Source organism: Paenibacillus sp. MSJ-34 (genome assembly GCF_018918005.1).
Classification (GTDB): domain Bacteria; phylum Bacillota; class Bacilli; order Paenibacillales; family Paenibacillaceae; genus MSJ-34.
The window spans coordinates 1-735 of the sequence record NZ_JAHLPR010000133.1; the positions used below are offsets into that span (position 1 = coordinate 1).

The 735-nt window shown below is 33.9% G+C and carries 1 protein-coding gene; it reads right to left on the reverse strand.

What is annotated here, in order from left to right; translation table 11 throughout:
* Nucleotides 1–100 precede the first annotated feature (100 nt).
* Nucleotides 101–610 carry an AAA family ATPase gene (locus KQI79_RS27375; protein WP_216541471.1) on the reverse strand — a complete coding sequence of 170 codons (510 nt, stop codon included), beginning with the start codon at nt 608–610 and terminating at the stop codon, nt 101–103.
* Between the last annotated feature and the right edge of the window lie 125 nt (nt 611–735).

Consider the following 735-nt stretch of genomic DNA (forward strand, 5'->3'; position numbering starts at 1 on the left):
TCATTCAGGGAGAATTATCATAATTCCCCCTCTCGTATATCCGGATGCGGTCAGATTAACCGTCAATAGCAGGATAACTTACACCATCAATCTCCGGACATTATGCGTTAGCAATAACAGTTACTTCTTTGTGGAAATATACATTATGGGTTAAAACAAATAATTGAACAATATTATTTTGATTGTTCCTGATATCATCAATAAGTTTTAAAATAAGATTGCTAACGATAAATAATACATTGCTATCCAAACTAGAAATAGGGTCATCAATTACAACGACTTTATTCTCTGTAATAAGATCTCTGTTATTACTTCCATTCAACAAATGCATAAAATATAAAAACGTTACGAATGTCTTTTCACCTTCACTCAACGTCTGATTCACATCTTCTCCAGTGGATCGTACCAAGCGATAATTTCCCTGGTTTTGTGTATACGCAAACTTAAAATTTGTAAAATTATACGCTTTTAACAGACGATTCATTTCATTAACGGATGGAATTACACTAGTGATTTGAGCCTCTAAACCCTCGATTTCTGAAATCAATCTGTTTTTCTCAGATGTTTTTGATGAGATCCCATCTTTTATCCCTGTAATCGCATTCTTAATATTAAACCTAAATTTCGAAAGTACCGTTCATTGAAAACATAAAAAAGTGCCCAAATCTTTGGTAGAATGGTGTTTGTCGAGAACACTACACCCAAAGAGAGGAGCACCTTTTAGGTGAAGTCTAC